Origin of the sequence: uncultured Zoogloea sp. (assembly GCF_937894855.1) — a bacterium.
Taxonomy (GTDB): domain Bacteria; phylum Pseudomonadota; class Gammaproteobacteria; order Burkholderiales; family Rhodocyclaceae; genus Zoogloea; species Zoogloea oryzae.
Window position 1 is genome coordinate 37,143 of record NZ_CALAYQ010000025.1, and the last position, 10,740, is coordinate 47,882.

A 10,740-nucleotide genomic window follows, 5' to 3' on the forward strand; every position below is an offset into this window, starting at 1 on the left:
GCTTTTCGGGGTGGCGCTGGCGCTGGCCTTCGTCCTGGCCACGGCGGTGGCGATGCGCCTCCAGCGCTCCATGAGCGGTGCCATCACCGCCCTCACCGAGACCGCCCGGCAGGTGTCCGAATCCCGCGACTTTGCCCTGCGCGCCACCCGCACCACCGGCGACGAGATCGGCGAGCTGGCCGACGCCTTCAACACCATGCTCGGCGAGCTGGCCAGCCGCGACCGGGAGCTCGCCGCCCACCGGGAGCGCCTCGAAGAGACCGTCCACACCCGCACCGCCGAACTGCGCCTGGCGAAGGACGCGGCCGAGAGCGCCAACCGGGCCAAGAGCCAGTTCCTGGCCAACATGAGCCACGAGATCCGCACCCCGATGAACGGCATCATCGGCATCGCCGAGCTTCTCGACGCCAGCACGCTGGATGCCCGTCAGCGGGATCTCCTCGCCAACCAGCGCTCGTCGGCCACGACCCTGCTCCATCTGCTCAACGACATCCTCGACTTTTCGCGGATGGAGGCCGGCAGCCTGCAGCTCGAGGCCGTGCCCTTCAACCTGCGCGAGACCATCGAGCAGACCGCGGCGGTGTTTGCGCCGGCCGCCCGCAAGAAGGGCTTCGAGCTGTCCCTCGACATCGCCCCGGCGATGCCCGATCTGTTCCGCGGCGATCCGCACCGGATGCGCCAGATCCTCAACAACCTCATCAGCAACGCCATCAAGTTCACCGAGCGCGGCGAGGTGCGCATCCAGTGCGCGCTGGTCGCCGGGGAGCCGGCGCCCTGCGTGCGCCTGGCGGTGTGCGACAGCGGCATCGGCATCGACGCCGAGGCCATCGGGCGGATCTTCGACCCCTTCCGCCAGGCCGACAACTCCACCAGCCGGCGCTACGGCGGCTCGGGCCTCGGGCTGGCGATCGTCCATGACCTGGTGGCGCTGATGGGCGGCCAGGTGAGCGTGCGCAGCGAAGTGGGCGTCGGGTCCACCTTCGAGCTGGCGCTGCCCCTGCTGCCCATCGACCGGGTGCGGCGCCTGCCGGCCTGGGTCGGCGGGCTGCGCGGAACGCGGGTGACGGTGATCTGCGCTGACCTGGAGCGGGGCGCCCGCTGGGCCGGCGCGCTGGCCATGGGCGGCATCGACGCCAGCATCGTCAGCGCCTGCAGCACCGCCCTCGACGCCCTGGCCGCCGGGCGGGTGGACGCGGTGGTCGTCGAGGAGGCGCTGTGCCTTGCCATGGCCGCCGCCCATCCCGATTTCGTCGGGCCCGGCGTGCCGGTGCTCTTCGTGCGCAGCTTCGCCACCCCGGAAGACGTGCGTCTGGCGGTGCCGGCGTGGGTTGGCGCCGAGGTGCATGAGCCGGTCTCCGACATCGCCCTGTGGCGCGGCCTGGCCGGGCTGCTGGGGGTGGATACCGGCTTTGTCCGGGTGCGCCCCGACCTGGGCGGCCTGCCCGCCGGGCTGCGGGTGCTGATGGTCGAGGACAACCCCGTGAATCAGCTGGTGCTCAACGAGATGCTGCGCAACTGCGGCTGCGCGTGCACCCTCGCCGGCAATGGCGAGGAGGCCCTGGCGATCCTCGCCCGGGAGCAGTTCGACGTGGTGCTGATGGACATGCAGATGCCGGTGATGGATGGGCTCACCGCGACCCGCGAGCTGCGCCGCCGCGAAGCCGCCGAAGGGCGCCCCCGCCAGCTGGTTATCGCCCTCACCGCCAACGCGCTCGCCGGCGACCGGGAGATGTGCATCGAGGCGGGCATGGACGACTACGTCGCCAAACCGGTCACCTTCGACGCCCTGCGCGCCGCCTTCACCCGCTCGATGCCGGCGGGGCGGCTGGCGCAAGCCCAGGCCGAAGAAGTCGCCGCGCCGGTGGCGCCTGTCAACACCGCCGAGGCGGCGCTGCCGGTGTTCGATGTCGAGATCCTGCGGGCCACCCTCGGCGAAGGGGCGGCCGATGTGCTGCCGGCGGTGCTGTCGTCGTATCTCACCGAAGGCGGGCGGAATGTCGACACCCTGGCGGGCATCGGCGACGACTTCGACCGCCAGCTGGTCACCCGCCTCCTGCACAACCTGAAGAGCTCCAGCGCCGCCATCGGCGCCCAGGCCTTCTCGGCCCTGTGCCGGGTGGCCGAGCAGGCCGCGCGGGAGGACGACTGGGACGCCATGCGCCGGCACATCCCCGAGCTGGTGGCGGCCTTCGAGCCAGTCCGGGCCGCGGTCGCTGCCCGCCTGCAGGACGAAGGGGAGGCCCGCCATGAATGAAGTGCGCGTGCTGGTGGTGGACGACGAACCGGTGACCCGCATCATCACCGACAAGGTGCTGCAGGCCCAGGGTTTCACGGTGCGCTCCGCCGAATCGGCCGAGGCGGCCTTTGCGCTGCTGGCCGATGACTTCCGTCCCGACCTGATCCTTCTCGACGTGGTGATGCCCGGCATGAGCGGCTACGAAGCCTGCCGCCGGCTGCGCGCCGATCCCCGCTGTGAACACCTGCCGATCGTGATGCTCACGGCGCTCGACGACCAGAAATCCATCGACGAGGCCTATTTCAGCGGCGCCACCGACTTCATCACCAAGCCGCTGAACATGCCGCTGCTGCCGCACCGGGTGCGCCACCTGCTGCGTTCGGCGATGACCTTCCAGCAGCTCATGGCGAGCCGCGAAACCCTGCTCAACACCCAGAAGCTGGCTGGGCTGGGCGACTGGACGCTGGACAGCAACGGCGCCCTGCTCGAATGCGCCGAGCAGTTCCGGGTGCTGATGGGCATTGGTCGGCCGCCGCGTCCGGCCAGCGCCCTGCTGGCCCGCGTGCATCCCGGGGACCGGGCGCGCGTCGAGGCGGCGCGGGCCGGGCTGCGGGGCGGCGCGGGCTACGAGATCGAGTACCGGCTGGTGGCGCCCGACGGCGCCGTCACCCATCTCCAGGAGGTCGGCTACCCCAATCCCCCGGACGCCCCGCCCGGCGCCCACGGCTACACCCAGGACATCACCAAGCGCGTCGAGGCGGAAGCCCAGGTGCGTCGGCTGGCGTGGTTCGATCCCCTCACCGGGCTGCGGAACCGCTCGCGGATGGTCGAGCTGATGGCCGACGAGATGGCCGGGCCGGATGGCGCGGCCGGTCTCCTCAACCTGTTCTTCGTCCATCTAACGGGCCTGCGTAAGTTCGCCCTGCTGTTTGGCCAGGCCCGCGCGGATGCGGCGCTGCGGGCCTTCGTAGAGCACTTGCGGCGTTTTCTGGCGACCGACGCCGCGGCCCTGGCCGGGCTGCCGGCCGAAGCCCTGGCGGGCGTCGGCTTGGGCCGCTACGACGAAGCTGACTTCATCCTGAGCCTGCCGGGCGAGCATTCGCTGGCCACCCTCGGGCGCTTTGCCGAGGCCCTGCTGGCGGCCATCGCCGCACCGCTGGAAGTGGCCGCCGACGATCCGGGCGAGGCCTTCAGTCTGGCCCCTGCCATCGGCGTGAGCCGCAGCCCGGCCGACGCCCGCGATGTCCATGGGCTGATCCACTGCGCCATGCGCAGCGCCATCCGTGGCGCCGTCGAGGGTGGCAACCGGGTGGTGTTCTTCGATCCCGCCCACGAGGCCGAGCTGGCTGCCCGCCACTTGCTGGAGCGCCAGCTCCGCGTGGCCATCGAGCACGGAGACCAGCTTCAACTGTATTTCCAGCCCAAGGTGGACGCCCTGTCCGGGGCACCGGTCGGGGCCGAGGTGCTGCTGCGCTGGCAGCACCCGGAGCGCGGCATGGTCAGCCCTGGCGAGTTCATCCCGCTGGCCGAACAGAGCGGCCTCATCCGACCGATGACCGACTGGCTGCTGGCCCGGGCGGTGGATCAGATCGCCGCCTGGCGGGCCGCGGGGCTCACGCCGGGGCGGGTCAGCATCAACATGTCGGCCCACAGCTTCTACGGTGGCGGGGTGGTGCGGCTGATGGACGAGGTGCTTGCGCGCACCGGCGTTCCGGCGTCCCTGCTGGTCGTCGAGATCACCGAAGGCACCCTGATGCACGACCACGTGGCCGCGCTGCAGGTGCTCAACGCCCTGCGCGAGCGCCAGATCGGGATATCCCTCGACGACTTCGGCACCGGCTATTCGTCCCTCGGCTACCTCCAGCGTTTCCCCATCGACGAGATCAAGGTCGATCGCTCCTTCGTCACCGACCTGGACAGCAACCCCGGCAACCAGGCGCTGGTGAGCGCCATCGTCGGGCTCGGCCGGGCGCTGGGGCTGGCGGTCGTGGCCGAAGGGGTCGAGACCGACGCCCAGGCCGGCCACCTGCGCCGCCTCGGTTGCCACATCCTTCAAGGCTTTCTGTATGGCCGGCCGATGCCGGCGGCGGATTTCGCCACCTACATTGCCCGACCTTTCCGGAGCGCATCCGCATCATGATGCCCATACCTCGCCTCCGCCGTGCCCCGCCGCCCCGCCTGCGTGTGCTCGCGGCGCTGCTCGCCGCCACCCTGGCGCCGCTGCCTTCCCTGGCTGCCGCCCGGCTGGACGGCATCGCCATGTCCCTCGAAGAGCTCGCCGAGGTGCGCATCCTGGCCACGCCCAAGTTCGCCGAGGACGCCGAGCACTCTCCGTCGGCCATCACCATCGTCACCCGCGCCGACATCCGCACCTTCGGCTGGCGCACCCTGGCCGACGTGCTGCGCTCGCTGCAGGGCTTCACCGTCACCGACGACCACACCTATTCGTACGCCGGCGTGCGCGGCGTGTCGGCACCGGGGGATTACCGCCAGCGCTTCCAGGTGCTCATCGACGGGATGAGCGTCAACGAGAACGTCTTTGCCAGCGTGCCGGTGGATTCGGCCTTTCCCCTCGATCTCGACCTCGTCGAGCGCATCGAGGTGATCCGCGGGCCCAGCGCTTCGGTGTACGGCGGCGATTCGATGTTCGGGGTGGTCAATCTGGTCACCCGCAGCGGCGACAGCCTGAACGGCAACGAGGCGGCCCTGTCGCTCGGCAGTGGCCTGGATCGTCGCGCCCGCCTGACCCGCGGCGGCGAGACCGATGGTGGCATCGGCTACCTGGTGTCGGCCAGCGGGTTCAACGCCCAGGGCCAGGGGATGGATTTTCCCGAGATGGGCGCGGCCGGCATCGACACCCGCGCCAATCGGCTGCGCGGCGAAACCGGCGGGCGGCTGTTCGCCCAGCTGCGCAGCAACGACTGGCGCGCCACGCTCACCCACTCCGAGCGGGACCGCATCGTGCCCACCGGCAGCTACACCACCGATTTCAACGACCCGGCGCACCGGGAGAAGGACGTCTTCACCCTCGCCGAACTCGGCGCCGTGCAGGCGCTGGACAGTGACACCACGGTGCACGAGCGGGTGTATTTCGGCCGCTACCGTTACCGGGGCGTGTTTCCCTACACCGAAGCCCCCGATTACGTCCTCAACCGGGACGACGTGGTGGGCGAGTGGTGGGGCATGGAGGGGCGGGTGGTCAGCCGTGCGCTGGCCGGCCAGCGCTGGACGGTCGGCGCCGAGCTGCGCGAGAACCTGCGCCAGGACCAGAAGAACGCCGACCCGGGCTACGGCTGCTACGGCCTGTCGACAAGCCCTTGCCTCGACAGCCGCGAGCAAAGTCGCCTGTTCAACCTGTATGCCCAGAACGAGATCAACCTGGGCCCGGCCACCTTGCTCACCCTCGGGATGCGCTTCGACCAGCGCTTTGGCGGCAACCGTCACTGGAGCCCCCGCGTCGGGCTGGTCCACGAAACCGCAAACGCCGGCATCTTCAAGCTGCTCTACGCCAGCGCCTTCCGCGATCCGACGGTGTTCGAGCGCTTCTACACCAACCCGACCTACATCTACGGCAACCCCGTGCTCCGCTCCGAGCGCATGCAGTCGGTCGAGGCGGCATGGGAAAAACGGATCGGCAACGGCCGGCTGATGGCTTCGGCCTATCTGTTCCGCCTGAAGGACCTGATCGCCCCGGACGCCGACACCGGCGTGGTGCGCAACAGCGGGCCGCTCACCGGGCAGGGGCTGGAGCTGGAGTACGAGCAGCGCTGGCTCGACCGCTACAGCCTGCGCACCGGCTACACCTTCCAGCAGCCCCGGGGCGACGGCGGCCGTCCGGAGAACGCGCCGCGCCACATGCTCAAGGCCAATCTGGGCGCCGAACTGGGCGGCGGTTTCATCGCCGGCCTCGAGGGCCAGTACGTCAGCACCCGGCTCACCGGTGACGGCGGGCGGCGTGTCCCCGACTACGCCATCGCCAACCTCAACCTGCGCTACCTGCCGGCCGGCCCGGCGTGGGAGCTGGCGCTCGGCCTGTACAACCTGTTCGACATCCGCTTCAACGAGCCCGCGGCCGGCGACACGACCGTTGCCGGCGCGCGCTGGACGATGCCGCAGCTGGGGCGGACCGCGATGCTCACCGCCAGGCTGGGTTTCTGAGGCGGGCAGTGCAAATTCCGTCAATCGGATTGACCTTTCCGCCGATCTGAGCCGGCGGGGTTTTCAGCCCGGCGGGGCGTCGTACACTGGTGTGACAACAACCCACATCAGGAGACCTGCATGACCACGCTTCCCGTCAGCCGCTACCCCATCCCCGATCTCGCCAGCCTGCCCGACGACGTGCGCGAGCGCATCCTCGGCGTGCAGGAGAAGGCCGGCTTCGTGCCCAACGTGTTCCTCACCCTGGCCCACCGCCCGGCCGAGTTCCGCGCCTTCTTCGCCTATCACGACGCGCTGATGGAGAAGGACGAGGGCCTCACCAAGGCCGAGCGCGAGATGATCGTCGTCGCCACCTCGGGCGCCAACGAGTGCCTGTACTGCGTGGTGGCCCACGGGGCGATTCTGCGCATCCGCGCCAAGAACCCCCGCGTCGCCGATCAGCTCGCCACCAACTACCGCAAGGCCGAGATCACCCCGCGCCAGCGCGCGATGCTCGATTTCGCCATGAAGCTGGCGCTGGATTCCGCGTCGGTGGGCGACGCCGACATCGACACCCTCAAGGCCCACGGTTTCGACGACGAGGCGATCTGGGACATCGGCGCGATCACCGCCTTCTTTGCCATGAGCAACCGCCTGGCCAACCTCACCTCGATGCGGCCGAACGACGAGTTCTATCTGATGGGCCGCCTGCCCAAGGCGTGACGCTCAGGCGCCCACGGCCTCCGGCGCGGCGAGCAGGGCGTTGAACGCCTCGTTCGTCAGCGGACGGCCGAGCAGGTAGCCCTGGAAGGCGTCGCAGCCGAGCTCCTGCAGGGCCCGCAGCTGGAACGTATCCTCGATGCCCTCGGCCGTGCACTGCAGCTTGAGGGCGCGGGCCAGTCCGATCACCGCCCGCAGCATCGCCATCGCCTGGCCGCCAGGCTGGAGCAGGGGCTGGATGAAGGCCCGGTCGATCTTCAGGCGGTCGAAGCCGAAGTGCTGCAGGTAGGACAGCGACGAGAAGCCGGTGCCGAAGTCATCCAGCGCCAGTTGCACGTCGAGCGCCCGCAGGGCTTCGAGCACGCGGCGCGCGATGCGCCGGTCGGCGAGGGTCGATTCGGTGATCTCCAGCTCCAGTCGGCGGGCCGGCAGGCCGCTGTCGGCGAGCGCCTTGCGCACCGCATCGACCAGCCCCAGGTCGTTGAGCTGGCGTACCGACAGATTGACAGCGACCCGCAGGGGGCGATCCCAGCCCACCGCGTCGGCGCAGGCCCGGCGCAGCACCCACAGCCCGATGGGCACGATGAGGCCGGACTCCTCGGCCAGCTCCAGGAACTCGGATGGCGGCAGCAGGCCCAGGTGCGGATGCCGCCAGCGCAGCAGCGCCTCGGCCGCCACCGGCGGGCCGCCGCCGGCCTCGAAGACGGGCTGGTAATGCACCTCCAGGGTGCCGCGGCGGATCGCCTCGGACAGCTCGTGGGTGCGTCGTAGGCGCGTCGACACCCGCGTGCCGATCTCCTCGTCGAACACCACCAGAGTGTTGCGACCCTTCATCTTGGCGGCGTAGAGGGCCATGTCGGCGCAGCGCAGCAGATCGGTGCGGTTGTGGGCGTGGGCCGGCGCGAAGGCCAGCCCGGCGCTGGTACGCACCTCCAGGCGCAGATCGCCGATCAGGAAAGGGTGGCTCAGGTTTTCGCGGACGCGCCGGCTGTGGTCCGCCATCGCCATCGGTCCGTCGCCGCCCGCCAGCAGGATGGCGAACTCGTCGCCCCCCAGGCGGGCCAGGGCCAGCCGGGTGCTTCCGCCGGGCGGCTTCTCGAGGCGGCGGGCGACCGCCGCGAGCAGGCGGTCGCCAACCCCGTGGCCGTGGGCATCATTGACGGCCTTGAAGGCGTCCAGATCGAGCACCAGCAGGCCGACGGGCTGGGCCGGCCCGGCCGGGTGGAAGCAGGCGTCGAGGGCGTGGTTGAAGGCGTGGCGATTGGCCAGCCCGGTGAGGCTGTCCCGGGTGGCGAGCCGTTCGAGTTCCTGGCGGTGGATCTGGTCGGCTGTGACATCCACGCCCACCCCGCGCCAGCCGATCACCTCGCCGCCGCCGGATAGCAGCGGCTTGCCGCTGAGCGACCACCACTGGCTGCCCGCCGGTGTCTGCAGTGGCAGGATCAGGTCGCGGAAGGCCCGGTGGCTGGCGAGCCGGCTGGCCAGCAGGCGGGTGGCGTTGGCGAGATCGGTCCGGGGGGTGGCGTTGGCGGTCTCCAGTGCGGCGATCAGCCCGACGCCCAGCAGCGAAGCGTCGCTACGGCCGAGGGCTTCGGCGAGGCGCGTCGAGGCGTGGGTGAGCCGCCCGTGGGCGTCGCATGCCCAGAACCAGTCGCGGGAGGCGTCTTCGAAATCGGTCAGCAGCAGGGCGACCATCTGGGTCTGGCGCTCGGCCTCGAACTCGGCCAGGCAGCGTTCGACGAACTCCCGGGAAGTGGCGAGCATGTCGCGGGTGACCACGGCGGCGTAGAGCAGCACGGCCACCGCCGCGGCGAGGCTGGTCTCCCGGTCGATCTGCCAGAGGGTGATCAGGGCCGCCGACACCAGGGTGCCGAGCCATACCAGGCCGGCCGGGGGGAACCGGGCGTAGCCGAGGGCTTCGGCAAACAGCACGCCGGTACTGAGGATGCCCAGCTGCATGCGCAGCTCGTCGTTGCCGCGCAGGAACAGCCAGCTGGTCATCACGATGAACAGCAGCGCGGTGACCAGCGCCTGCAGACAGACCAACTCCGGCGTGATCAGCCGGGGGCTGTCGAGGCCCCGGGCGAGGCGCGGCAGCCAGAACTTCGACAGGGGGTTGAGGGCCATCGCGGCCAGCCACGCCACTGCCAGATAGGGGTCGATCAGCGGCCCGGCCATCCACACGAAGAGCGTGGCGACCGCCAGCATGGCCAGATCGGTGACCCACAATGAGGTGCGGGCGCGGTCCAGCTGACGTTCGAGCAGCCGCGCCTCGTCAAGCCCGGCCGGCCTCCAGGCGTCCCTGATGCCAGCCAGAAGTCCACTTGGGCGGATACGCACAGGTGGCAAGGATCTGGGTGTCAAGGTGATGCCCTTTGGAAATGTCAATGGATTATTTTATCAGATTGTGATGTTTCTGGCGGTCTGGTCGGGGTGCGCATGGTGGACGCGGCGTGCGTGACACCCTGGGAAATCCTTCGCATAGATCAAGGATTTCGGTCGGGAAGAGGCATAGGATCAATCATTCCCGACAATGACCACGAGCCGAACATGGATGTTTCCCGCCGCCGCTTTCTGGGTGCCCGTGCGCCCGGCCCGGCGCCGTTTCGTCCGCCGTGGAGTGTCGTGGAGGCCGCTTTCCTCGATCGTTGCACCCGCTGCGACGACTGCGTGAAGGCTTGCCCCACCGGGCTCCTGCAGCGGGGTGGCGGGGGGTATCCGGTAGCCGATTTCTCGGCGGCGGCCTGTACTTTCTGTGGTGACTGCGCCAAGGCCTGCGCCAGCGGCGCCATCGGCCGCGACACCACGCAGCCGCCCTGGTCGTTCGGGGTCGTCATCGGCGAAGGCTGCCTGGCAGCCCAGAACGTCGAGTGCCGCATCTGCGGCGAAGCCTGCGATGCCGGCGCGATCCGTTTCCGTCCCCGTATCGGTGGCGTTCCGCTGCCCGATGTCGATCTCGCCGCATGCACTGGCTGCGGCGCCTGCATTGCGCCCTGCCCGGTGGTGGCGGTGACCCGCAAGGCCCTTCCTTCCGCCCTGGAGCAATCATGAACATCGTCAGTCTCGTCCTGCGCATCAAGCCGGAGACCCGGGCGGAGGCCGAAGCGGCCCTGACCGCCTTCCCCGGCGTCGAATGCCACGGCATGTCGGCCGACGGCAAGCTCGTCGTCACCGTCGAGGATGCCGAAGGCGCGGTCATGTCCGACACCCTCATTGCCCTGCACCGCGTGCCGCAGGTGCTCGCCGCCACCCTGGCCTACGAGCACCGCGACGTTGCGGATGACGAAAGCCCTGTTTCGAATCAACCGGAAGCCCTGAATTCCCCCTGCGAGGAGGCTCAATCATGACCATCAACCGACGCGACTTCATCAAGACCCAGGCGATCGCCGCCGCGGCCGCCACGGCCGGCATTTCGATGCCTGCCCTCGCAGCGAAGAAGGAGGACGCCGCGGCGTCCGCCGAGAATTCCGCTGCCGTCCGCTGGGACAAGGCGCCGTGCCGCTTCTGCGGCACCGGCTGTTCGGTGCTGGTGGGCGTGCAGAACGGCCGCGTGGTGGCCACCCAGGGCGATCCGGATGCGCCGGTCAACCGCGGCCTCAACTGCATCAAGGGCTACTTCCTGTCCAAGATCATGTACGGCGAGGATC

Annotated in this window: 8 protein-coding genes; 7 read left to right on the forward strand and 1 reads right to left on the reverse strand. The window is 70.0% G+C overall.

Going from position 1 to position 10,740, the window contains the following annotated elements; all coding sequences use genetic code 11:
• Window positions 1-10: 10 nt before the first annotated feature.
• From Q0672_RS02650 to Q0672_RS02665, 4 genes are all read left to right on the forward strand, one after another.
• Window positions 11-2,254 (forward strand): hybrid sensor histidine kinase/response regulator, encoded by a 2,244-nt coding sequence (locus Q0672_RS02650; protein WP_298619418.1) that lies wholly within the window; start codon window positions 11-13, stop codon window positions 2,252-2,254.
• Entirely contained in the window at window positions 2,247-4,376 is a 2,130-nt protein-coding gene (locus Q0672_RS02655) for an EAL domain-containing protein (RefSeq protein WP_298619421.1), read from the forward strand. The genes Q0672_RS02650 and Q0672_RS02655 overlap by 8 nt, the downstream gene beginning before the upstream one ends.
• Window positions 4,373-6,394: a TonB-dependent siderophore receptor gene (locus Q0672_RS02660; RefSeq protein ID WP_298619423.1), complete on the forward strand. Its 2,022-nt coding sequence runs from the start codon at window positions 4,373-4,375 to the stop codon at window positions 6,392-6,394. Before Q0672_RS02655 ends, Q0672_RS02660 begins: the two co-directional genes overlap by 4 nt.
• Window positions 6,395-6,514: 120 nt before the next feature.
• Window positions 6,515-7,096, forward strand: a complete 582-nt coding sequence (locus tag Q0672_RS02665) for a peroxidase-related enzyme (RefSeq protein WP_298619426.1) — start codon at window positions 6,515-6,517, stop codon at window positions 7,094-7,096.
• A gap of 3 nt (window positions 7,097-7,099) precedes the next feature.
• Here the strand turns inward: Q0672_RS02665 and Q0672_RS02670 are convergent, their stop codons facing one another.
• A complete protein-coding gene (locus Q0672_RS02670) occupies window positions 7,100-9,433 on the reverse strand; it encodes an EAL domain-containing protein (protein WP_298619428.1) in 2,334 nt (777 codons plus the stop codon).
• 210 nt (window positions 9,434-9,643) lie between these two features.
• Here Q0672_RS02670 and napF point away from each other — a divergent pair, with 210 nt between their 5' ends.
• The 3 genes from napF to Q0672_RS02685 form a co-directional block, all read left to right on the forward strand.
• Window positions 9,644-10,144 (forward strand): ferredoxin-type protein NapF, encoded by a 501-nt coding sequence (gene napF, locus Q0672_RS02675; protein WP_153160672.1) that lies wholly within the window; start codon window positions 9,644-9,646, stop codon window positions 10,142-10,144.
• Complete coding sequence (locus Q0672_RS02680) at window positions 10,141-10,440, forward strand: chaperone NapD (RefSeq protein WP_298619432.1); 300 nt, start codon at window positions 10,141-10,143, stop codon at window positions 10,438-10,440. The genes napF and Q0672_RS02680 overlap by 4 nt, the downstream gene beginning before the upstream one ends.
• Window positions 10,437-10,740: twin-arginine translocation signal domain-containing protein (locus Q0672_RS02685; protein WP_298619434.1), on the forward strand; the 304-nt coding region annotated here is incomplete at its 3' end. The genes Q0672_RS02680 and Q0672_RS02685, both read left to right, overlap by 4 nt.

What these genes read in the sequence shown, in the direction of transcription:
- Q0672_RS02660 (WP_298619423.1), top strand. Translation starts at nt 4,373, where the DNA reads ATGATGCCCATACCTCGCCTCCGCCGTGCCCCGCCGCCCCGCCTGCGT.
- napF (WP_153160672.1), top strand. Translation starts at nt 9,644, where the DNA reads ATGGATGTTTCCCGCCGCCGCTTTCTGGGTGCCCGTGCGCCCGGCCCG.
- Q0672_RS02680 (WP_298619432.1), top strand. Translation starts at nt 10,141, where the DNA reads ATGAACATCGTCAGTCTCGTCCTGCGCATCAAGCCGGAGACCCGGGCG.
- Q0672_RS02665 (WP_298619426.1), top strand. Translation starts at nt 6,515, where the DNA reads ATGACCACGCTTCCCGTCAGCCGCTACCCCATCCCCGATCTCGCCAGC.
- Q0672_RS02655 (WP_298619421.1), top strand. Translation starts at nt 2,247, where the DNA reads ATGAATGAAGTGCGCGTGCTGGTGGTGGACGACGAACCGGTGACCCGC.